This is a genomic window from Streptomyces sp. VNUA24 (genome assembly GCF_029167005.1).
Taxonomy (GTDB): domain Bacteria; phylum Actinomycetota; class Actinomycetes; order Streptomycetales; family Streptomycetaceae; genus Streptomyces; species Streptomyces scabiei.
On the sequence record NZ_CP119143.1, the window covers coordinates 4127954 to 4148299 of the forward strand.

General features: G+C 70.6%; 18 protein-coding genes. 8 read left to right on the forward strand and 10 right to left on the reverse strand.

Going from position 1 to position 20346, the window contains the following annotated elements:
- Window positions 1–96: 96 nt before the first annotated feature.
- From PYR72_RS17255 to PYR72_RS17265, 3 genes are all read right to left on the reverse strand, one after another.
- A complete protein-coding gene (locus PYR72_RS17255) occupies window positions 97–681 on the reverse strand; it encodes a dihydrofolate reductase family protein (protein ID WP_275456166.1) in 585 nt (194 codons plus the stop codon).
- Window positions 682–961: 280 nt separating this feature from the next.
- On the reverse strand, window positions 962–2191 hold the full coding sequence (locus tag PYR72_RS17260; RefSeq protein WP_275456167.1) for a family 2 encapsulin nanocompartment cargo protein polyprenyl transferase: 1230 nt from the start codon (window positions 2189–2191) through the stop codon (window positions 962–964).
- Window positions 2192–2269: 78 nt separating this feature from the next.
- On the reverse strand, window positions 2270–3676 hold the full coding sequence (locus PYR72_RS17265) for a family 2B encapsulin nanocompartment shell protein (protein ID WP_275456168.1): 1407 nt from the start codon (window positions 3674–3676) through the stop codon (window positions 2270–2272).
- A 295-nt stretch (window positions 3677–3971) separates the two neighbouring features.
- Here PYR72_RS17265 and PYR72_RS17270 point away from each other — a divergent pair, with 295 nt between their 5' ends.
- Together PYR72_RS17270 and PYR72_RS17275 are read left to right on the forward strand one after the other, a co-directional pair.
- The gene (locus PYR72_RS17270) at window positions 3972–4562 is read left to right on the forward strand and encodes an N-acetylmuramoyl-L-alanine amidase (RefSeq protein WP_275456169.1); all 591 of its coding nucleotides are present in this window, start codon (window positions 3972–3974) and stop codon (window positions 4560–4562) included.
- 86 nt (window positions 4563–4648) lie between these two features.
- Window positions 4649–5581: a pyridoxal-phosphate dependent enzyme gene (locus tag PYR72_RS17275; protein WP_275456170.1), complete on the forward strand. Its 933-nt coding sequence runs from the start codon at window positions 4649–4651 to the stop codon at window positions 5579–5581.
- Between the two features lie 15 nt (window positions 5582–5596).
- Here PYR72_RS17275 and PYR72_RS17280 read toward each other — a convergent pair whose 3' ends face one another.
- Window positions 5597–7192 carry a Na+/H+ antiporter gene (locus PYR72_RS17280; RefSeq protein ID WP_275456171.1) on the reverse strand — a complete coding sequence of 532 codons (1596 nt, stop codon included), beginning with the start codon at window positions 7190–7192 and terminating at the stop codon, window positions 5597–5599.
- Window positions 7193–7252: 60 nt separating this feature from the next.
- Between PYR72_RS17280 and PYR72_RS17285 the strand changes: the two genes are divergently transcribed.
- The 3 genes from PYR72_RS17285 (at window position 7253) to PYR72_RS17295 (ending at window position 9426) form a co-directional block, all read left to right on the forward strand.
- Window positions 7253–7513 carry a UBP-type zinc finger domain-containing protein gene (locus PYR72_RS17285; RefSeq protein WP_013000789.1) on the forward strand — a complete coding sequence of 87 codons (261 nt, stop codon included), beginning with the start codon at window positions 7253–7255 and terminating at the stop codon, window positions 7511–7513.
- 336 nt (window positions 7514–7849) lie between these two features.
- Entirely contained in the window at window positions 7850–8263 is a 414-nt protein-coding gene (locus tag PYR72_RS17290; RefSeq protein ID WP_033525425.1) for an anti-sigma regulatory factor, read from the forward strand.
- Window positions 8260–9426 carry an RNA polymerase sigma factor SigF gene (locus PYR72_RS17295; RefSeq protein WP_275456172.1) on the forward strand — a complete coding sequence of 389 codons (1167 nt, stop codon included), beginning with the start codon at window positions 8260–8262 and terminating at the stop codon, window positions 9424–9426. The genes PYR72_RS17290 and PYR72_RS17295 overlap by 4 nt, the downstream gene beginning before the upstream one ends.
- Before the next feature lie 26 nt (window positions 9427–9452).
- Here the strand turns inward: PYR72_RS17295 and PYR72_RS17300 are convergent, their stop codons facing one another.
- The gene (locus PYR72_RS17300; RefSeq protein ID WP_275456173.1) at window positions 9453–9905 is read right to left on the reverse strand and encodes a hypothetical protein; all 453 of its coding nucleotides are present in this window, start codon (window positions 9903–9905) and stop codon (window positions 9453–9455) included.
- 121 nt (window positions 9906–10026) lie between these two features.
- On the opposite strand from PYR72_RS17300, the gene PYR72_RS17305 reads away from it, so the two are divergent.
- Together PYR72_RS17305 and PYR72_RS17310 are read left to right on the forward strand one after the other, a co-directional pair.
- Window positions 10027–10998, forward strand: coding sequence for a diacylglycerol kinase family protein (locus PYR72_RS17305; protein WP_275456174.1), 972 nt, complete (start codon window positions 10027–10029; stop codon window positions 10996–10998).
- A 318-nt stretch (window positions 10999–11316) separates the two neighbouring features.
- Window positions 11317–11574 carry a WhiB family transcriptional regulator gene (locus PYR72_RS17310; RefSeq protein WP_003992873.1) on the forward strand — a complete coding sequence of 86 codons (258 nt, stop codon included), beginning with the start codon at window positions 11317–11319 and terminating at the stop codon, window positions 11572–11574.
- A gap of 215 nt (window positions 11575–11789) precedes the next feature.
- Here the strand turns inward: PYR72_RS17310 and PYR72_RS17315 are convergent, their stop codons facing one another.
- Window positions 11790–13265 carry a PAS domain-containing sensor histidine kinase gene (locus PYR72_RS17315; protein ID WP_275456175.1) on the reverse strand — a complete coding sequence of 492 codons (1476 nt, stop codon included), beginning with the start codon at window positions 13263–13265 and terminating at the stop codon, window positions 11790–11792.
- Window positions 13266–13855: 590 nt separating this feature from the next.
- On the opposite strand from PYR72_RS17315, the gene nagB reads away from it, so the two are divergent.
- Entirely contained in the window at window positions 13856–14641 is a 786-nt protein-coding gene (nagB, locus tag PYR72_RS17320; RefSeq protein WP_275456176.1) for a glucosamine-6-phosphate deaminase, read from the forward strand.
- 354 nt (window positions 14642–14995) lie between these two features.
- Here the strand turns inward: nagB and PYR72_RS17325 are convergent, their stop codons facing one another.
- The 4 genes from PYR72_RS17325 to PYR72_RS17340 form a co-directional block, all read right to left on the reverse strand.
- Window positions 14996–16534 (reverse strand): glycoside hydrolase family 3 protein, encoded by a 1539-nt coding sequence (locus tag PYR72_RS17325; protein WP_275456177.1) that lies wholly within the window; start codon window positions 16532–16534, stop codon window positions 14996–14998.
- Window positions 16535–16542: 8 nt separating this feature from the next.
- On the reverse strand, window positions 16543–17397 hold the full coding sequence (locus PYR72_RS17330; protein ID WP_275456178.1) for a carbohydrate ABC transporter permease: 855 nt from the start codon (window positions 17395–17397) through the stop codon (window positions 16543–16545).
- The gene (locus PYR72_RS17335) at window positions 17394–18392 is read right to left on the reverse strand and encodes a sugar ABC transporter permease (RefSeq protein WP_275456179.1); all 999 of its coding nucleotides are present in this window, start codon (window positions 18390–18392) and stop codon (window positions 17394–17396) included. The genes PYR72_RS17330 and PYR72_RS17335 overlap by 4 nt, the downstream gene beginning before the upstream one ends.
- Before the next feature lie 340 nt (window positions 18393–18732).
- The gene (locus tag PYR72_RS17340) at window positions 18733–20013 is read right to left on the reverse strand and encodes an extracellular solute-binding protein (protein WP_275456180.1); all 1281 of its coding nucleotides are present in this window, start codon (window positions 20011–20013) and stop codon (window positions 18733–18735) included.
- Window positions 20014–20346: the final 333 nt, after the last annotated feature.

The window sequence follows — 20346 nt, forward strand, 5'->3', positions numbered from 1 at the left end:
GTAGAGCCGACCGGGCCGGGCCGCTCCCCGCGTGCACGGACCACCGGCGCCCGGCCACCCGCGCTGGACATGGCACAGCCGCGGGGTGCCTCTCCCTCAGCGCTTCCTGCTGTACGTGCGCACGACCACCCCGTTGTCGAAGCCGCGCACCTCGTCGAGCGTGAACTCCGAGACGCTGAAGCCGGAGCCGAACATCGGCATGCCGCTGCCCTGCACCACCGGGTACGTCTTGATGATCAGCTCGTCGATCTCGTCGATCAGCGCTCCCGCGACGGCCGCGCCGCCGCAGAGGTAGATGCCGAGTTCGCCGTCCTCCGCCTTGAGCTCACGGACCTTGCCGACCAGGTCGTCCGAGATGATCTCGACGTGCGGGTCGGGCGACTCCTTCAGCGTGCGCGAGGCCACGTACTCGCGCAGATGGGAGAACGGGCTGGTGATGCCCTCCTTCAGCGCCACCTCGTAGCTGGCGCGGCCCTGGACGATCGTGTCGTACTCCTTGTTCGGCAGACCGTCCGTGCCGACGAGCCGGCGCACATGGCTCGGGTTGATGTCCGGGTGCTCGATGGTGAGGTAGGCGGCGAAGTCCCCCACCACGAAGCGGTACATGTAGGACGCGTCACCTTCCGGGTCCCCGATGAACCCGTCGATCGAACAGGCGACGACGTACGTGAGCTTGCGCAAAACGGTCTCTCTTCCCTCATCCGACAGGCGGGCCACCTCGTGAGCGATGAACCACTGTATTTATAGTACTTCAATCGTAGTGGTGGCAAGCCTGTGAGGTTCCCCGCCCAGGTGCCGGTGCGGGAGGGAGCGCGCGCGGGCCGAGTGCGGCGGCACGAAGAACCGGCGGGCCCCGCACACCGTGGGGATGTGCGGGACCCGCCGGTCGTCCGAAGGCGTCGCCGCCACCACGCCGGGTCAGGTCGGCGCGGCGCGACCGCCTCCGGAGCATCCGCCGGGCTCAGCTGCTGCGTCGCGTCACGAACTCGGCCAGTGCGAGGAGCCCGCCGGCCGACTCCGGGTCGGGGACCGCCCGGGACAGTTCCCGGACCGCCCGGGCCATCCGGTCGGCGGCCTGGATCTGTGCCCACTCACGGCCGCCGGCCCGCTCCACCGCGAGCGCGGTGCGCTCCAGATCGCCCTGCGCGTACGGCAGTCCGTACAGCTCGGCGAGTTCGGTGGCCTCCGGGGTGCCGGAGGCTAGCGCGGCGACCACCGGGAGGGACTTCTTGCGGACCATGAGATCCGCCCCGGCCGGCTTGCCGGTACGGCTCGGGTCCCCCCAGATGCCGATCACGTCGTCGATGAGCTGGAAGGCCAGCCCGGCCTCCCGCCCGAACGCGTCGAGCGCTTCGACGTCCTCCTCGGCCGCGCCCGCGTACAGCGCGCCGATCGCGCAGGCGCAGCCGAGCAACGCACCGGTCTTCGCCTCGGCCATGGTGAGCACTTCGTCGAGGGTGACGTCCAACGGCGGGCGTCCCTCCAGCTCGGTGTCCGTGTGCTGGCCGGCGCAGAGTTCGACGACGCAGGACGCGAGCCGCGCGGCGGCCGCGGCCGAGGCGGGGTGCGGGTCCTCGGCGAGCAGTCGCTGGGCGAGCGCCTGCATCGCGTCCCCGGCGAGGATCGCGTCGGGGACGCCGAACACGGTCCACGCGGTGGCCCGGTGCCGACGCGTGGTGTCCCGGTCCATCACGTCGTCGTGCAGCAGGGTGAAGTTGTGCACCAGTTCCACCGCGGCGGCGGCCCGCGCGGCGACGGATTCGCGCCCGCCGAGCGCGTGCACGGCGGCGAGCACCAGCGCCGGGCGTATCGCCTTGCCCGCGTTCCCGGCGGCCTGGGTGCCGTCCGCGTCCTCCCAGCCGAAGTGGTAGCGCGCGACCCGGCGCATCGAACGGGGCAAGGACCCGACGGCGCGGCGCAGTTCGGGGTCGACGGACACCCGGGCCCGCTCCAGGATCTCCGCCGCCTCCTGTCCGCCGGACGGAGTCACCCGGTCCGCCCGGCCCTGCGCGTCCCGGTCTCCGCCGGGAGGCACGGTGCTCGCCGGCTCCCCGCTCCCCTCCTGCTCCAGGACTCCCCTCCGCTTCCGGCCCCGGTCCCCCATGGGCCTCAGGAGCCCCGCCACGGACAGGGCGCCGATCGCCTGCGCCCCGGCCGCCCGCTCCCCGCCCCCCGCCATGAACTCACCCATGAGGTCGCCCCGGGGGGCGGGTGCTTCCGGCGTGCACCCGCCCCGACGGGCGGGCGCACGGCATCCGGTCCGCCAGGGTCACCGCCAGCGGCCGATCTCGACGTTCTCCAGAACGCCGAGCGCGTCGGGGACCAGGACCGCGGCCGAGTAGTAGGCCGTCACGAGGTACTTGATGATCGCCTGTTCGTTGATGCCCATGAACCGCACGGACAGGCTGGGCTCGATCTCGTCCGGGATGCTCGAGGCGCGCAGACCGATGACGCCCTGGTCGTCCTCGCCGGTACGCAGGGCGATGATCGACGTGGTCCGGGCCTCGGTCACCGGGATCTTGTTGCACGGGTAGATGGGCACACCGCGCCAGGTGGGAATGCGGTTCCCGGCGATGTCGACCGTCTCGGGGACCAGTCCGCGCTTGTTCAGCTCGCGGCCGAACGCGGAGATCGCGCGCGGGTGGGCGAGGAGCATCTTGGTGCCCCGACGGCGGCTGAGCAGTTCGTCCATGTCGTCCGGGCTGGGCACACCGTCGTGCGGCTGCAGCCGCTGGTCGTACTCGCAGTTGTGCAGGAGGCCGAACTCGCGGTTGTTGACGAGCTCGTGCTCCTGGCGCTCCTTCAACGCCTCGACCGTCAGCCGGATCTGCTGCTCGGTCTGGTTCATCGGCTGGTTGTAGAGGTCGGCCACGCGCGTGTGGATGCGCAGGACGGTCTGGGCCACGCTGAGTTCGTACTCGCGCGGTGCCGCCTCGTAGTCGACGAAGGTGTGCGGGATGTCCGGCTCACCGCTGTGGCCGGCGGCGAGGTCGATCTCCTTCTCGCCGTACTTGTTGGTGCGCTGCGACGGGATCGCGCGCAGCTCCTGGAGATGCTCGCTCAGGCTCTCGGCCCGCTCGGCGAGCTGCTCGACGGCGCGCCGCGGCAGGACGAGCACCGTGCACGCGGTGACCGCGCGGGCCGTGTACTCCCAGATGGCCTCGGGGTCGATCAGGGCCTGTTCGCCGAAGTAGGCGCCGTCGGCCAGCACGCCGAGGACCGCGTCGTCGCCGTAGGGACCCGTGCCGATCTTCTCGACCTTGCCGTGCGCGAGGAGGAACACCTCCTCCGCCTGGCTGCCGAACTCGGCCAGCACGTCACCGGGCCCGAACTCCCGCTGCTCGCACCGCTGGGCCAGCTCGCCGAGCACGTCGATGTCCTCGTAGGTCCGCAGGGCCGGCAGCTCGCCCAGCTCCGCGGGGATGACGGCGACCCGGTCTCCGGTCTTCACGAAGGTGACGCGGCCGTCCCCGACCGCGTAGGTGAGCCGCCTGTTCACCCGGTACGTGCCACCCTGCACGTTCACCCAGGGAAGGGTGCGCAGCAGCCAGCGCGAGCTGATCTCCTGCATCTGGGGTGTGGACTTCGTGGTGGTGGCCAGGTTCCGGGCAGCGGCCGTGCCGAGACTCTGCTGCGGCTTGTCCTGCTGCGGGCGGACCTCTTCGCCTACCGACATACGGATTTCCCCTCCGGGTGTGCACTGATCTCGCGGTCACCGATCTCGCGACCAGCCTCGCATCACGGAGCGTGTTGGTGCTATTACCCGAAAGAGCGGGAATGGATCTTAGGAGACTGGGCATATCCGTCACCTTTGTCGCCTCGCTCGCGCACCAGTCCGAGCCCCGGGTGAATCTGACCGGATCCACCCGCACGCCCCGCCGACGACTCGCTCGCGCCGCGCCTCGGGGGTACAAGCCTGCGTACGAGGCGGCCACGACCAGCGGCCGTCGCACGGCACGAAGGAGTCGGTCATGGCCCCACCCATGTCCGCGGGCAGGTTTCTCACCGTCCTGAAGAACGAGGGCCTCCGGGTCGTCGAGGTCGGCGACTGGGAGCATCACAACCGCAACCACGTGGGCCCCTGGGGGCCCGTCCACGGCGTGATGATCCACCACACCGTCACCTCCGGCAGCGAGCGCACCGTACGCATCTGCCGCAACGGCTACTCGGGCCTGCCCGGCCCGCTGTGCCACGGCGTCATCACCAAGGACGGCCGCGTCCATCTCGTCGGCTACGGCCGCGCCAACCACGCCGGTCTCGGCGACGACGACGTACTGCGGGCCGTGATCGCCGAGAAGTCGCTCCCGCCGGACAACGAGTCCAACACCGACGGCAACCGCCATTTCTACGGCTTCGAGTGCGAGAACCTGGGCGACGGCCAGGACCCCTGGCCCGAGGTCCAGCTGGACGCCATCGAACGCGTCTCCGCCGCGATCTGCCGCCACCACGGCTGGAACCAGCGGTCCGTCATCGGTCACCTCGAATGGCAGCCCGGCAAGGTCGACCCCCGGGGCTTCACCATGGCCGCCATGAGAAAACGGGTCCGGGACCGCCTGGCGTAGCCGCGCCCCCGGGCGACGGCGCGAGCACGGGCGACGCGAGCGCGGGCGGCCGGACACCCACCGGTCACGTGTCCGACAATGGACCCGTGACCGGCCAGCCCTCCGCCCCCGACCCTGCCGCCGTCCTGAAACCCCGGCTGCCCTCCCCCCTCCAGGAGGTCACGGACGAGCGCCTCGCCCGCCACGGCGTCCGGCTGCTCCTCAAACGGGACGACCTGATCCACCCGCGGCTCGTCGGCAACAAGTGGCGCAAGCTGGCCCCCAGTCTGCGCGCAGCGGCCGGCCGGCCGCTGCTCACCTTCGGCGGCGCCTACTCGAACCACCTGCGCGCCACCGCCGCCGCGGGTCACCTCCTGGGCCTGTCCACCATCGGCGTGGTCCGCGGCCACGAGCTGGCCGACCGCCCGCTCAACCCGTCCCTGGCCCGCTGCGCGGCGGACGGCATGCGGCTGCACTTCGTCGACAGATCGACGTATCGCCACAAGTCCGACCCGGCCGCACTGGCCGCCCTCCTGCGCGCCGTCGGCGCCGAGGACGCGTATGTCGTCCCCGAGGGCGGCAGCAACAGCCTCGCAGTGCGCGGCTGCCGGGACCTCGGGGCGGAACTGCGCGGCCGGGCCGAGGTCGTGGCCATCGCCTGCGGCACCGGCGGCACCCTCGCGGGACTGGCCGCCGGCCTGGCCCCCGACCAGCGCGCTCTCGGGATTCCCGTGCTCAAGGGGGGCTTCCTCGAAGAGGAGATACGACGGCTGCAGGACCGGGCCTTCGGCGGACCGCGCGGCGACTGGCGCCTCGACGACCGCTTCCACTTCGGCGGCTACGCGCGCACCACGCCCGAACTGGACGCCTTCGCCCTGGACTTCGAGGCCCGCCACTCCCTGGCCGTGGAGCGTCTCTATGTCGCCAAGGTGCTCTACGGACTTGTCGCCCTGGCGGCGGAGGGCGCCTTCGCGCCCGGGACGAGGGTCGCCGCCGTGATCACCGGACGCCCCTTCGAGGAGCACGCGCCCCGGCCGTAGTGCCCCGGAGCCGTCTCAGGACGCCTCCCGGTAGACCGCCGCCTCCTCCAGGTCCAGCCTGCGCAGCAGGGTGCGCAGCATCTCGTCGTCGATGTAGCGGCCGTCGCGCAGCTTCACGAACACCTCCCGCTCGGCGCCGATCATCTCGCGCGAGAGGCGGCTGTAGGTGTCGTCGACGCTCTCCCCGGTCACCGGGTTCACCGCGCCGAGCCGTTCCCAGACGGCGTTGCGGCGTCGTTCCAGGACGGTGTGGAGGCGGTCGACGAGCGGGGGCGGCAGCTCGTTGCGCTCGTCCGCGAGGAGTTCGTCGAGCCGGGCTTCGGCGGCGCGGGACGCCTGGGCCTGGGCGTTGGCCTCGGCCAGCGTCTCGGCCTGCTGGTCGCGTCCCGGCAGCTTCAGCACGCGGATGAGCGGCGGGAGGGTCAGCCCCTGGATGACGAGCGTCCCGATGACCGTGGTGAAGGTCAGGAAGAGGATCAGGTTCCGTTCGGGGAAGGGGTCGCCGCCGTTCACCGTGAGCGGGATGGAGAAGGCGATGGCCAGCGAGACGACGCCCCGCATGCCGGCCCAGGCGATGACGAAGGGACCCTTCCAGGTGGGGTTCTCCTCCCGTTCCCGGATGCGCGGCGACAGCATGCGTGGCAGGAAGGTGGCCGGATACACCCACACGAACCGGGACGCGACGACGACCAGGAAGACGGCCACGGCGTACCAGGAGGCACGGAGGCCCTCGTACTCGCCCAGCCCTTCGAGCACGACCGGCAGCTGCAGGCCGATGAGGGCGAACACGGCGGACTCCAGCAGGAAGGCGACCATCCTCCAGACGGCCTCCTCCTGGAGCCGGGTGGCGAAGTCGACCTGCCAGTTGCGGTAGCCGAGGTACAGGCCGACGACGACCACGGCGAGCACCCCGGAGGCGTGCACCCACTCGGCGAGCCCGTAGGCCACGAACGGGATCAGCAGGGAGAGGGTGTTCTGGAGCAGCGCCTCCTTCAGGTGGGTGCGCAGCCAGTGGATCGGCACCATCAGCAGGAGGCCCACCGCGACGCCGCCGACGGCCGCCACCAGAAAGTCGACCGTCCCGCCCGACCAGCTCGCGCCCTCACCGACGGTGGCCGCGAGGGCCACCCGGTAGGCGGTGATCGCGGTGGCGTCGTTCACCAGGGACTCGCCCTGCAGGATCGTGGTGATCCGCGAGGGCAGGCCCACCCGCCGGGCGACCGCCGTCGCCGCGACGGCGTCCGGCGGCGCGATCACCGCGCCGAGCACCAGCGCCGCGGTCAGCGGCAGCCCCGGCACGATCTGGTAGGCCGCCCAGCCGACCGCGAGGGTCGCGAAGAGCACGTAGCCGACCGACAGCAGCGCCACGGGCCGCAGTTGGGCCCGCAGGTCGAGGTAGGAGCTGTCGCTGGCGGCCGTGTACAGCAGCGGGGGCAGGATCAGCGGCAGGACGATCTCGGGGTCGAGTTCGTAGTGCGGCACTCCGGGCAGATACGACACCGCGAGCCCCGCCGCGACCAGCAGCAGCGGGGCGGGCACCGGCGTACGCCGGGCGGCTCCGGCGACCGTCGCGCTCCCGGCGACCAGCAACAGCAAGGGCAAGAAGTGCATCGCTTCCGCCGCCTTCGTTTTCCGCGCGGCGTTCCGCGCACCCGTCGTAACCTGGCAATCATGAAACAGTGCACGCACACGGACGCGCTGCCGCACCCCGAGCCCGATCCCCTGAGCGACACCTGCCCCGAGTGCCTGGCCGCCGGCAGTCATCCGGTGCAGTTGCGGATGTGCCTGGAGTGCGGGCACGTGGGCTGCTGCGACTCCTCCCCGATGAGGCACGCGACCGCGCACCACAAGGAGAGCGGCCATCCCATCATGCGTACGTTCGAGGCGGGCGAGACCTGGCGTTGGTGCTTCGTCGACCATGTACTCGTATGACGGAACCTGTACCGGTATGACCATCGCAGCGGAGATGTCGCACGACGGAACCATGTCACCCCGTGACACGTCGACGTACTCGTGTGACACGGTTCGGCAGTCCGGCGCCTGGGTACGTCAATCCGGCGCGCGCTCTTCCTATTTGAGGCCCGCAGACCTCTAGCCACCGAGCGTATTCATAGGCTTACTATGAGTGACAGCATGGGGTGGGGTCCCCCGGACCCCGAGGACACGGCGCTCGGTAGCGCGATAGCGTCACCGCTGAACCACGTAGCGCGTTACCCCGGGGGGCGACCCTCGGCCCCCGTAAAAGCTTGTACCACCTTGGAGGTGAGGGTGTCCCAGATCGCAGGCGAGCCCGGGACCCAGGACTTCGTGGAAGTCCGGCTGCCGGCCGCGGGTGCCTACCTGTCGGTGCTGCGTACGGCGACGGCCGGCCTCGCGGCCCGTTTGGACTTCACCCTCGACGAGATCGAGGACCTGCGCATCGCGGTCGACGAGGCCTGCGCGATCCTGCTTCAGCAGGCCGTGCCCGGCTCGGTGCTCAGCTGTGTCTTCCGTCTGGTCGACGATTCACTGGAGGTCACGGTCTCGGCCCCCACCACGGACGGCCACGCCCCCTCGCGCGACACCTTCGCCTGGACCGTGCTGTCGGCCCTGGCGGGCAAGGTCTCCTCCGCGGTGGCCGACGACAAAACCGTTTCGATCAGCCTCTACAAACAGCGCGGCGCGGGACCCGGGCCGGCGTGAGGAACGGGGACGGGCCGGTGCGGGACGAAGAACGCGGCACACGGGAACTTCCCGCGGAGGACGACGGCGGCCGCGGCGGGCCGGCGCATCTGGCGGACGGCGTCGACGGCATCCCCGAGCAGGCCAGACCGCACCCGGAGGACGAGTCCTCGGCGGCGGCCGGAACGCCTCGGTGGACGGTGCCGGCCGGCGGCGAGGAGCGCGAGGCGCCCTCCGACGGGCAGCGGGATCCGGAAGGTGTCCCGCGGATCACCACGTCCTCGCGAGGGCGGACTGGGGCCTCCCCCACTCGATCACGGTCGGGAGCCGGGGGAACGGTGACGGCGGGCGGGACTATGAGCGAGCACGAGCGACACGACGAGGCGGCCGCGCAGAACGCGCAGACCGTGCGCAGCACCCAGCACGACCCACAGGACCGCAGCGGGGCGCGAGCCCTGTTCATCGAGTTGCGCGCCCTGCCGGACGGCAGTGTCGAGTACGCGGAGCTGCGCAACCGGCTGGTCCGGATGCATCTGCCGCTCGTGGAGCACCTCGCGCGCCGCTTCCGCAATCGCGGGGAGCCGCTGGACGACCTGACGCAGGTCGCCACCATCGGACTGATCAAGTCGGTGGACCGCTTCGACCCGGACCGCGGCGTGGAGTTCTCCACGTACGCCACCCCGACGGTCGTCGGCGAGATCAAGCGGCACTTCCGCGACAAGGGCTGGGCGGTGCGGGTGCCGCGCCGGCTGCAGGAGCTGCGCCTCGCGCTGACCACGGCCACGGCCGAGCTGTCCCAGCAGCACGGGCGTTCGCCGACCGTGCACGAGCTGGCCGAGAAGCTGGCCATCTCGGAGGAGGAGGTCCTGGAGGGCCTGGAGTCGGCCAACGCGTACTCCACGCTGTCCCTGGACGTCCCCGACACCGACGACGAGTCCCCGGCCGTCGCGGACACCCTCGGCGCCGAGGACGAGGCACTCGAAGGTGTCGAGTACCGGGAGTCCCTCAAGCCTCTCCTGGAGGACCTCCCACCCCGGGAGAAGCGGATCCTGCTGCTGCGGTTCTTCGGCAACATGACCCAGTCGCAGATCGCCCAGGAGGTCGGCATCTCGCAGATGCACGTCTCACGGCTGCTGGCGAGGACCCTGGCGCAGCTTCGGGAGAAGCTGCTCGTGGAGGAGTAGCCGGCGGCGCGCCCCCGCGCCGCGCGTCAGCGCTTCGTCTCCTCCGACCGGCCCGGCCCCTGGATCCCCAGGGCCTGGGTCGTCGCGGGATTGACCAGCAGGACCAGCGCGGCGACGGCCACCACGGCCAGGACGATGCCGGCCCAGATCGCCACACTGTCGGCGCGCAGCAGGTTGTAGGCCACCGGCAGCGCCATGATCTGGGTGATGACGGCGGGTCCCCGGCTCCAGCTCCGGCGCAGCAGCAGCCCGCGGGCGGCGATCAGCGGCAGCAGGGCCAGCGCGACGAGGGTGATCCCTCCGGTGACGCCGGTGCTGACGTCGTCGGAGTCGCCGCCGAGGCCCAGCACCAGCATCGCCCCGCCGCCCACCAGCAGGGCCACCCCCTCCAGCACGGCCAGTGCCGCCGCGGCGGTCAGCCGCCCGGGACGGGGCTCGGCGTCGGAGGTGTCCGGTGGGGAGGTCTGCTCAGGGCTCACCCGTGAAGGGTAGCCCTGACCCCGTCACGCGCCCCCACGTGCTCATCGTCACTACCCGATCTCCCCCTTGATCCGCACCTCGGTATGGGCCGGGTACCACCCAGTAGGTACGCTGCAACCCATGCGTGCACTTCTCGTGGTCAATCCGGCGGCAACCACCACAAGCGCACGTACGCGCGATGTCCTGATCCACGCCCTCGCCAGCGAGATGAAGCTGGAGGCGGTCACCACCGAGTACCGGGGCCACGCACGGGACCTCGCCCGGCAGGCCGCGGAGGGCAAGGGCGACATCGAACTGGTCGTCGCGCTCGGCGGCGACGGCACGGTCAACGAGGTCGTCAACGGCCTGCTGCACCACGGCCCCGATCCCGACCGCCTCCCCCGCCTCGCCGTGGTCCCCGGCGGATCCACCAATGTCTTCGCCCGGGCGCTGGGGCTGCCCAACGACGCCGTGGAGGCGACCGGCGTCCTGCTCGACGCCCTGCGCGAGAGCCGGGAGCGCACGGTCGGCCTGGGTCAGGCCTCGGGCACCCCGGGCACCGAGGACGAGGCGGTGCCGTCGCGCTGGTTCACCTTCTGCGCCGGCTTCGGATTCGACGCGGGTGTGATCGGCCGGGTCGAGCAACAACGGGAACGCGGACGGAAATCCACACACGCCCTTTACCTGCGTCAGGCATTTCGGCAGTTCCTGGAAGAGCCGCATCGCAGACTCGGCACGATCTCCGTGGAGAGGCCGGGCCAGGATCCGATTTCGGATCTTGTGCTGTCCATAGTCTGCAACACGTCCCCGTGGACGTTTCTGGGTAATCGCCCGGTGTACGCGTCGCCTAAGGCCTCGTTCGATAAGGGCCTCGACGTGCTCGGCCTGAGCCGCATGTCGACGCCCGCGCTCGCCCGGTATGGCACACAATTGCTCACTTCGTCCCCCGAGCGCGGACCCCGTGGGAAGCACGCCACCACCCTGCACGATCTGACCGACTTCACCTTGCATTCGAAGGTCCCCCTCCCCCTCCAGATGGACGGCGACCACCTCGGACTGCGGACGAGCGTGACGTTCACAGGCGTACGCCGTGCACTGCGTGTGATTGTGTGAGCGGAACGGGCAAAAGTCCTTCCACTCGAACGTTTAGGCCAGGGTCCACCCCATGGAAGTACGGCTGTGACACAGTCGACACCGAGGAATCAAAAAAAACTTTCCGGAAGGGGTTGTATCCGCCGCTGAGGTTTGCGAGTCTCTACGTGGCGCTCGGGACAGCCCGCAACACCGGCTCAAGCAAGCGCCAGAACCCCTCCTCAATCCACAGGACCACACCAGTCCGTCTGGTGATCGGCCCTTCACTTGTTGAGGGATTCGTGAAAGCGTTCACATTCACAAGCAACGTGCAAGTAATACCAAGGAGAGGTAGCAGCCATGGACTGGCGTCACAACGCCGTTTGCCGCGAGGAAGACCCCGAGCTCTTCTTCCCCATCGGCAACACCGGTCCTGCGCTGCTGCAGATCGAGGAAGCCAAGGCTGTCTGCCGTCGCTGCCCGGTTATCGAGCAGTGTCTGCAGTGGGCGCTTGAGTCCGGCCAGGACTCCGGCGTCTGGGGTGGTCTCAGCGAGGACGAGCGCCGCGCCATGAAGCGCCGCGCCGCCCGCAACCGGGCCCGTCAGGCATCCGCCTGACATCCCACCCAGCAAATAGCCTGAGCTTGGCGGCGCGCACAGCGAGTGCGCTTCTCCCGCCCCCGAGCCGCAGCGCGCAGTGCCCCCGGTGCGCTTAACCAGCCACGAGCCCGAGCCCCGGACCACACGATGGTCCGGGGCTCGGTGCTGTTTCCGGTACGCCGTCCGTGGTGCCTCGACCGCCACGGACGCCGTACGCCGGCTGCTTCCCGCCGCTACTTCTGGGCCCGCACGGGGATGTCGAGGATCACCCGGGTGCCCTGTTCGGGGGCCGGGACCATGTCGAAGGTGCCGCCCAACTCGCCCTCGACCAGCGTCCGTACGATCTGCAGGCCCAGGTTGCCCGAGCGGTGCGGGTCGAAGCCCTCGGGGAGGCCGACCCCGTCGTCCTGGACGGTGACGAGAAGGCGGGTCTCCTTGGTGGTGCCGCCGCGCACGGCCGAGACCTCGACGGTGCCGGTGTCGCCCTCGCGGAAACCGTGTTCGAGGGCGTTCTGCAGGATCTCGGTGAGAACCATCGAGAGCGGGGTCGCGACCTCCGCGTCCAGGATGCCGAAGCGTCCGGTGCGCCAGCCGACGACCTTGCCCGGAGAGATCTCGGCGACCATGGCGAGCACCCGGTCGGCGATCTCGTCGAACTCCACCCGCTCGTCCAGGTTCTGGGACAGCGTCTCATGCACGATCGCGATCGACCCGACCCGTCGTACCGCCTCTTCGAGGGCCTCGCGGCCCCGCTCGGACTCGATGCGCCGGGCCTGGAGGCGCAGCAGCGCGGCGACCGTCTGCAGGTTGTTCTTCACCCGGTGGTGGATCTCCCGGATGGTCGCGTCCTTGGTGATCAACTCGCGCTCGCGCCGCCGCAGTTCCGTCACGTCCCGGAGCAGGACGAGCGAACCGATGCGCGGGCCCTTGGGCTTGAGGGGGATCGCCCGGAACTGGATCACGCCGTCACTGGACTCGATCTCGAACTCGCGCGGCGCCCATCCGCTCGCCACCTTGGCCAGCGCCTCGTCCACCGGGCCCCGGGAGGGGGCGAGTTCGGCGGTCGTACGGCCGAGATGGCAGCCGACGAGGTCGGCGGCCAGGCCGAGGCGGTGGTACGCGGAGAGGGCGTTCGGCGAGGCGTACTGGACGATGCCGTCGGCGTCGAGCCTGATGAGGCCGTCGCCGACGCGCGGCGAGGCGTCCATGTCGACCTGCTGGTCGGGGAACGGGAACGCGCCCGCGGCGATCATCTGGGCCAGGTCGGAGGCACTCTGGAGGTAGGTCAGCTCCAGTCGGCTCGGGGTCCGCACGGTCAGCAGGTTGGTGTTGCGCGCGATGACGCCGAGCACCCGCCCCTCCCTGCGCACGGGGATCGACTCGACCCGTACGGGCACCTCCTCGCGCCACTCGGGGTCTCCCTCGCGGACGATGCGGCCCTCGTCGTGGGCAGCGTCCAGCAGGGGGCGGCGGCCCCGGGGGACCAGGTGGCCGACCATGTCGTCCTGGTAGGAGGTGGGGCCGGTGTTGGGGCGCATCTGGGCCACGGAGACATAGCGGGTACCGTCGCGGGTGGGGACCCAGAGGACCAGGTCGGCGAAGGAGAGGTCGGACAGCAGCTGCCACTCCGACACCAGCAGATGCAGCCACTCCAGGTCGGAGTCGCTGAGAGCGGTGTGCTGGCGGACGAGTTCGTTCATGGAGGGCACGTGTGCGAGCGTACCTGGCGGTACGAAGATGACCGGAAAGCACCGGTGGCGGTCCTGGACGTCCCCGGAAAACACCCGCGGGCCGCGGCGCCTGAGAGGGACCCTCAACCCTCCCGGCACCGCAGCCCGGAGCAACATCGGCCGTGGGGTGTGCGGTCCCGGTCGGCCGAAGGTGAGGATCCGGAGCAGTCAGGGCAGAGAGCGCCGGTTCCTCGGTCCGTCTTCCTGTGCGGGGAAGACGGAGGCTTGTTCTTCTTCGTTCGTGTGCGATCGCCGGCGGCCGGGGGCCGCTGATCGATCACACGCCCTACCCGCATTGTTGACTAGACCACTGCGTGTGTCCATGCGTTGGCGGATGTTTGTTGTTGTTCCCCTGCCCGCCATACGCCGACGAGACACTCGCAGCGTAGCCCGCTTCGGTCCGGCGGCGGGCGGGAACGCCGGACGCCGGGGTGACCCGCGCCTCCCCGTTCGCCCCTGTGGGAACGGGAACCACCCCTGCTAGATTGGTCTACACCACACGAGATGTGCCCGACCCAGCTCCGGGCCGGGAGTTTTCGAGTCCTTCTTTCCAGATCGGCAGGCCCAGCGTGGAAGTTGTCATCGTTCCGGATGCCAAGGCGGGTGGCGAACTCATAGCCGAGGCGATGGCGCAGTTGCTCCGGCGCAAGCCCGACGCGCTGCTCGGGGTGGCCACGGGTTCGACCCCGCTGCCCATCTACACCGCGCTCACGGGGAAGGTGCGCTCCGGTGCCGTGGACGCCTCGCGAGCCCGGGTCGCCCAGCTCGACGAGTACGTGGGGCTGCCGGCCGAGCATCCCGAGTCGTACCGCTCGGTGCTGCGGCGGGAGGTGCTGGAGCCGTTGGGACTGGGCCTGGAGGCGTTCATGGGGCCCGACGGGACCGCCGAGGACGTGCTGGGGGCGTGCGAGGCGTACGACAGGGCGCTGGCCGAGGCGGGGGGTGTGGATCTTCAGCTGCTCGGCATCGGGACGGACGGGCACATCGGGTTCAACGAGCCGTGCTCGTCGCTCGCCTCCCGGACGCGGATCAAGACGCTCACCGAACAGACCCGGATCGACAACGCGCGGTTCTTCGACGGTGACATCGATCAGGTGCCGCACCACGTGATCACCCAGGGCATCGGCACGATCCTGGAGGCGCGGCACCTGGTGCTGCTCGCCACGGGCGAGGGCAAGGCCGACGCCGTCGCGGCGACCGTGGAAGGGCCGGTGGCGGCGGTCTGCCCGGCCTCGGCGCTGCAGCTCCACCGCCACGCGACCGTCGTGGTGGACGAGGGCGCCGCGTCGAAGCTGAAGCTGGCGGACTACTTCCGGTACACGTTCGGCAACAAGCCCGCCTGGCAGGGGATCTAGAGCACCGGGAGTATGCGCGGGCGCCACGGCCGGGGATCGGGGCCGTGGCGCCTTTGTGTGGGGAGCGCGGGGCGCCGCCGACGCCGAGGGGCTGGACGGGCGGGGGCGGCGCCCCGCGGTACCGCGCGGCCCCGTCCATAGTGCCCCCTTCGCCGTGGGCCCCGGCCCTCAGCCGCGCTCCGGCTACCGGTGAACGGCGGCCGATGGCCTCTGCCGTGGTCTGGCCTCAGACCCGTGCCACGCCGTCGGTCCGCCCCGGCCGGACAGCCCAGAGCCCTTGGCCCGGCCGCTCGGAGCTCCTGGGCGCACGCCCGTCGGTCAAGTGTTCCGCCGCTTCGCCGCGCGCCGCCGCCCTCAGCCGCGCTCCGGTTCGCCGCGTACGCCCGCGATGACCTCTGCCGCCGCCCGGCCGCAGACCCGTGCCGCGCCGTGGGTCGCGATGTGGAGGGCGCCTCGGGGTGGGGCCTGGGGGATGCCCATCTCCACGACGATCGTGTCCGGGCGGGTGCCGAGGAGCAGGTCGAGGGCCGCGGTCATCCACGGGTGGCGGTGTTCGTCCCGGACGACGGCGACCACGCGGCGGGTGCCCGCGACCGACAGGGCCGAGGCTCCGGCGCTGTCGCCGGCGAAGGTGCCCGTCTCGGTGCCGGGAACGAGGCGGGCCAGTTCCGCGCCGACGCCCCAGGGGGTCTCGTCGCCCACGGCGATGTTCGCGACCGGGGCGAAAGCCGCGACGTAGAGGGGCTGGGTGGGCGGCTCGTAGGACTGCGCGCGGGTGATCGTCAGGGCGCGGCGAGCGGCCACGAGACCGATCCCCGGGTCGGCACCGACGGTCCCGCCGGGGGTCTCGGCCGCCGACCGGGTCCAGGTCGCCAGCGCCCGGACCCGCCGTGCCGCGTCCGCCAGGCGTTCCTCCGCGAGGTCGCCGTCGCGCACGGCCGTGACGAGGGCGTCGCGCAGGCGGTGGACGGTCTCCTCGTCGGCGAGGCCACCGCCGACGCAGATGGCGTCGGCCCCCGCGGCCAGCGCGAGGACGCTGCCGCGTTCGATGCCGTAGGTGCCCGCGATGGCCCGCATCTCCATGCCGTCGGTGACGATGAGCCCGTCGTAGCCGAGTGCGCCGCGCAGGAGGTCGGTGAGGATGCCGCGGGAGAGCGTCGCCGGAAGGTCGGGGTCCAGGGCCGGGACCAGGATGTGGGCGCTCATCACCGCGCGTGAGCCGGCGGCGATGGCGGCGCGGAAGGGGGCCAGGTCCCGGGAGTCCACGAGCGAGCGGTCCGCGTCGATGCGGGGCAGGAAGTGGTGGGAGTCGACGGCGGTGTCGCCGTGGCCGGGGAAGTGCTTGGTGCAGGCGGCGACGCCCGCGTCCTGGAGCCCGGTGACGTAGGCGGCCGTGTGGCGGGCGACCAGGCCGGGGTCGGCGCCGAAGGAGCGGACCCCGATGACCGGGTTGGACGGGTTGGCGTTCACGTCGGCCGAGGGGGCCCAGTTGAGGTTGACGCCGCACTCCGCCAGGCGGCGGCCGAGGGCGAAGGCGACGTCCCTGGTCAGGGCCACGTCGTCGACCGCGCCCAGGGCGTGGTTGCCCGGGAAGGAGGAGCCGGCGTGCACCTCCAGGCGGGTGACGTCGCCGCCCTCCTCGTCGATCGCGACGAGGACGTCCTCGTGCTCGGCGCGCAGCCGGGCGGTGAGGGCGGCCAGCTGTCCGGGCGAGGTGATGTTGCGGCCGAAGAGGCCGACGGAGGCGAGGCCCTCGCCGAGGCGCCGCAGCAGCCATTCGGGGGCGGTGGTGCCCGTGAAGCCGGGCTGCAGCACCGTCAGCGCGTCCCGCGCGAGGCCGTTCTGTCCGGAGTGCGAGCCGGGCGAGCCGGTGGCGAATGTCGTCGGTGACATCAGGGTGGTTATCCCTTCACGGCGCCCGCGGTGAGGCCCGCGGCCATCTTGCGCTGGACGAGGAGGAAGAGGACGACGATCGGCACGGCCATCAGGGTGGAGCCGGCCATCATCGGGGCGTATTCGGTGCCGTGTTTGGTGGTGAAGTTGCCGAGCCAGACGGTCGCGGTCTGGTTCTGCTGGCTCATCAGCATCAGGGCGTAGAGGTACTCGTTCCACGCCTGGATGAAGCCGTAGACCGAGGTCGCCACCATGCCCGGCGCGAGCAGGGGGAACACCACGCGCAGGAAGGCGGTGGTGCGGGAGCAGCCGTCGACCATGGCCGCCTCCTCCAGTTCGCGCGGGATGTTGACGATGAAGCCGCGCAGGGTCCACACGGTGAACGGGAGGATGAAGGTCAGGTAGGTGAGGACAAGGCCGCTGAGGCGGTCGTACTGGCCGAGGTCGTTCAGGAGCAGGAAGACCGGGATGATCATCGCGACGAGCGGGACCATCTGCACGGCCAGGATGCCGACGATGACCACCTTCCGGCCGCGGAAGGCGAAGCGGGAGATGGCGAGGGCCGCCAGCAGGCCGACGACGATGCCGATCACGACGACCGTGAGGGAGACGACGAGGCTGCGGCCGACCGGCCCCCAGAAGTCGGCGATGTCCAGCGCCCGGCCGAAGTTGGCGAAGGTGACCGACGTCGGCAGCAGGCTCGGGTCGGGGTCGATCGCGTCCTTGGCCGGTTTGAACGCCGTGTTCAGCATCCAGTAGACGGGGAAGCCCGCGGTGACGAAGACGAACAGGCCGAGCAGGTTCCAGCCGAGCCTGGATCTGCGGGGACCGGAGGCGGTGGCGGTGGCGGTGGCGGTGCTCATTCGACCTCTCCGATCTTCAGCATCTGGCGCATGTAGACGCCGATCACGCCGAGCAGCAACAGCACGGTGAGCAGGGCGATCGCGGAGCCCTGCGCGTAGTCGTTGACCACGAACGCCTTGTCGTACGAGTAGGTGGTGAGCAACTGGAACTCGGCCTCCGGGTGGCCGTTGCGCATGACGAAGACCTGGGGGAAGACGCCCATGTCCCAGATGACGGAGAGGGTCGTGAGCATCACGATGATCGGCTTGAGGATGGGGAGCGTGACGTAGCGGAACACGCCCCACGCGCCGGCACCGTCGAGACGGGCGGCCTCCTCCAGTTCCTTGGGGACCTGGGTGAGCCCGGCGCTGAGGGTGATGACGACGAACGGGACCGCGCCCCACACCACGAGCAGGGTGATGACGGCCAGGCCCTCGGGGCCGCTGGCGAACCAGTTGTGGCCGATCATGTCGACGCCGGGGAGCTTGCTGAGCAGCGCGTTGAGGATGCCGTAGTCGGAGTCGAACAGCCACTTGAAGACGGTGGTGGCGACGATGATGGGCATGCCCCAGCTCGCCACGAGCGCGATGTTGACGAGTGTCTTCACCCAGCCGGAGACCCGCTGGAGCAGCAGGGCGACCGCCATGCCGATGACCATCGTGAAGACGACGCAGGCGGTGGCGAAGACGACGGTCCGCACGACGACCGTCCAGAACTCGCCGTCGCCCAGCACCTTGGCGAAGTTGTCGAAGCCGACCGACTCCGCCGGCTTGAACCCCCACAGCTGGGACTGGCCGAACTCCTGGAAGGACAGCGTCCCGAGACGGACGAGCGGGTAGCCGAGGACGACGGCGAGGATCAGCAGACAGGGGGCGAGGAGGGCCCAGGGCACGGCGGCCCCGCCGGACCCCCGCTTCCCGGCCGGACGTTCCGGGGCCGTCGGCGGTGGCGGTGGCGGCGGCCCCGACCGTGCGGGCGGCACCTTCGCGGGGGCAGTCGTGTCTGCGGCACTCATCGCGCGCTCCTAAGCAGATGAAGAGGGGCCGGGCAGCCTCCGCGAGGGGCTGCGCCCCGAAAGGGGCGCGGGGAAACTGCGCGACCAGCCACGACGCACCGGCACCGAACCTGCCCCCGTCGCGGCACTTTCTTGGATCACCCACCGGCCGAACCGATGTCGTCGACCGGCCCGGCCGGTGTCCCCCACCGGCCGAACCGTGCGGCACCACGACCGAACCGTCCGGCACCACTACCGAACCGTCCGGCACCACGGCCGAACCGTCCGGCGCCACGGCCGAACCGTGCGGCACCCCCGGCCGAGCCCGGCGACCTCGCCCGGGCCCGACCGGCGGGTCACCTCACTGGTTGTTGATGACCTTGTCGATCTCGGCGTCGGCCGCCTTCGCGGCCTCCTCGACCGACTTCTTGCCGGTGCCGATGGACTGCAGCATCGTCTGCAGGATCTGGGCCTTCTCGACCTGGCCCCAGCCGGGCGCCATCGGGACGAACCAGTTGGACTCGGCCGCGGTGGCCGGGACCGCCGTCGCCGGGTCGTCCTTCAGGGTGGCGAGGTCGGTCTTGTTGTTGGGCAGGTTGCCCTTCTCCATCAGGCCCTTCTGACCGGAGGGACCGGTGAAGGCGTTGATCCACTCGGCGGCGACGGTCTGCGCGTCCGACTTCACCGGGACGGCGAGGTCGGAACCGCCCAGGAAGACGGGGAGGTTCTTGCCGGACGGTCCGGGCATCACGAAGTTCTCGACGTTGCCCGCGAGTTTGCCGGTCTTGTCGTTCTCCTTGGCCGCGGCGGTCGCGCCCTCCCAGGCGGGGGCGAAGATCATGCCCGACTTGCCCTGGCCGTAGACGATGTACCGGTCGGACTCGTCCTTGGTCTTGTCGCCGTGCATGTACGAGTCGACGACGTTCTTGAACTCGGTGAGCCCCTTGACGGACTCCGGCGAGGAGAGGTTGGCCTTCCACTTGCCGCCGGACTCGACGGCTATCGAGCCGCCGGCGTCGTAGACGAAGGACATGGCCGCGTACCAGTCACGGGTGGGCTGGTACCAGGCGCTGAACTTGTCACCCCGCTTCTTCTGCACCTTGTCGAGGGCGGCGGTGAGTTCGGCGTACGTCTTCGGCGGGGACTTCACCCCCGCGGCGGCGAAGACGTCCTTGCGCCAGTTGGCGACGCGGCCGCCGGCGTAGTACGGCACGCCGTAGGTCTTGCCCTCGTAGGTGACGGAGGCCTTGAGACCGTCCAGCCACGCGCCCGAGTTGTCGAACTTCGCCGCGTCGAGGGGGGCGAAGGCGCCCTTGACCATGTAGGCGAGCATCTCCGTGTTGCCCATCTCGACCACGTCGGGGGCCTTGTCGGTGGCGAGGACCGCGTCGAGCTTGGCGTTCTTGTCGGGCCAGCCGTAGTACTCGTGCGTGATGGTGATGCCGGGGTGCTTCTTCTCGATCGCCGCGTCGGCGGCCTTGACCAGCTCGGGCCAGTTGTTCTGCGCGTCCACCGTGAGCCAGACCGTCAGCTCCTTGGTGTCCGCCCCGGTGTCCGCGCTCTTCTTCTCGCCGCCCCCGCACGCCGCGATGGAGACCATCATGCCCGCGACACAGATCGCGGTCGTCAGCTTCCTCTTCACGCCATCCTCCTCAGGGATGCCCTTGCTCCAGGGATGCCACAAACCCCCCTGCTCCCCTCGGTGACAGGACGTACCGCCCCTGGGGCCAGGACCTGGACCAATGGTGTAGACCAGTAGGCGGAGCTTGGCTCAGACCAATCGCGGTGTCAAGAGTGCTCGAACCCCCTCTCACCAGCCGTTATGCGACCTACATATGCAAGAACCTTTATGTAATAAGCCAGCGAAAACAGGCCCGCTTGGGCCACACTCTTCGGGTAGACCACTGCACCGCCACGGAGTGGACCAGCACAGACTCCTTCGTGGACTAGACCAGCGGGGCCCGCAGAGGTATAC

Coding starts and splice junctions, on each gene's coding strand:
- PYR72_RS17305 (WP_275456174.1), top strand. CDS start 10,027: ATGCGTGCACTTCTCGTGGTCAATCCGGCGGCAACCACCACAAGCGCA.
- PYR72_RS17285 (WP_013000789.1), top strand. CDS start 7,253: ATGAAACAGTGCACGCACACGGACGCGCTGCCGCACCCCGAGCCCGAT.
- PYR72_RS17270 (WP_275456169.1), top strand. CDS start 3,972: ATGGCCCCACCCATGTCCGCGGGCAGGTTTCTCACCGTCCTGAAGAAC.
- PYR72_RS17335 (WP_275456179.1), bottom strand. CDS start 18,392: ATGAGTGCCGCAGACACGACTGCCCCCGCGAAGGTGCCGCCCGCACGG.
- PYR72_RS17260 (WP_275456167.1), bottom strand. CDS start 2,191: ATGGGTGAGTTCATGGCGGGGGGCGGGGAGCGGGCGGCCGGGGCGCAG.
- PYR72_RS17325 (WP_275456177.1), bottom strand. CDS start 16,534: ATGTCACCGACGACATTCGCCACCGGCTCGCCCGGCTCGCACTCCGGA.
- PYR72_RS17280 (WP_275456171.1), bottom strand. CDS start 7,192: ATGCACTTCTTGCCCTTGCTGTTGCTGGTCGCCGGGAGCGCGACGGTC.
- PYR72_RS17265 (WP_275456168.1), bottom strand. CDS start 3,676: ATGTCGGTAGGCGAAGAGGTCCGCCCGCAGCAGGACAAGCCGCAGCAG.
- PYR72_RS17310 (WP_003992873.1), top strand. CDS start 11,317: ATGGACTGGCGTCACAACGCCGTTTGCCGCGAGGAAGACCCCGAGCTC.
- PYR72_RS17330 (WP_275456178.1), bottom strand. CDS start 17,397: ATGAGCACCGCCACCGCCACCGCCACCGCCTCCGGTCCCCGCAGATCC.